This window comes from Vibrio sp. 2132-1 (assembly GCF_033344315.1).
Map to the genome: position 1 here is coordinate 1 of NZ_JAWPON010000723.1, position 551 is coordinate 551.

Consider the following 551-nt stretch of genomic DNA (forward strand, 5'->3'; position numbering starts at 1 on the left):
GGTCGACAAACCAACGTTTGTGAGTCAACCAACGCAGCCCCGCTATCCAAGATCTGCGCAAAGACGCGGTATCGAAGGCGCAGCCTTGTATGAGGTATGGCTCGATGAGAATGGCAACCAAATCAAACATGTTTTGCTTGAATCGTCTGGCACCGAGTCGATGGATGCCTCAGCGCTGCGAGCTATTAAACAATGGCAATTTACACCACATATTTTAGGCGGGCTAAAAGTGGCTCACCGAGTACAAATACCAGTTCGTTTTAAGTTGGAAGGATAATGGAACAGCTACAAGAATCACAAACTCAGTTCGGTCTTATGACATGGCCTTTGATCATTTGCTCGGCACTCACCGTCATGATCATTGCGGAACGACTCTTCCAAGTATTCATCAGTCTTGGCGTTGGAAAAAGTGCCATTCGTCAACATTTGGCCAGTCTAGACCCAACGAACAGCCGAGATATTGAAGCGCTGGCCGATGAGTTGTCGGGCAAGCGTCCCCTACTTTATCGCGGTGTAGCAATGCTATTGGCTCACCACTCATTCGCTAAATC

General features: G+C 48.3%; 1 protein-coding gene and 1 pseudogene. Both read left to right on the forward strand.

Translation table 11 applies throughout. From position 1 onward, the window contains the following. A partial coding sequence (locus R8N47_RS27600; protein WP_318186412.1) for an energy transducer TonB occupies positions 1-277 on the forward strand: 277 nt, incomplete at its 5' end. Then, a pseudogene (locus R8N47_RS27605) lies at positions 277-551 on the forward strand (MotA/TolQ/ExbB proton channel family protein); the annotation flags it as partial. The gene R8N47_RS27600 and the pseudogene R8N47_RS27605, both read left to right, overlap by 1 nt.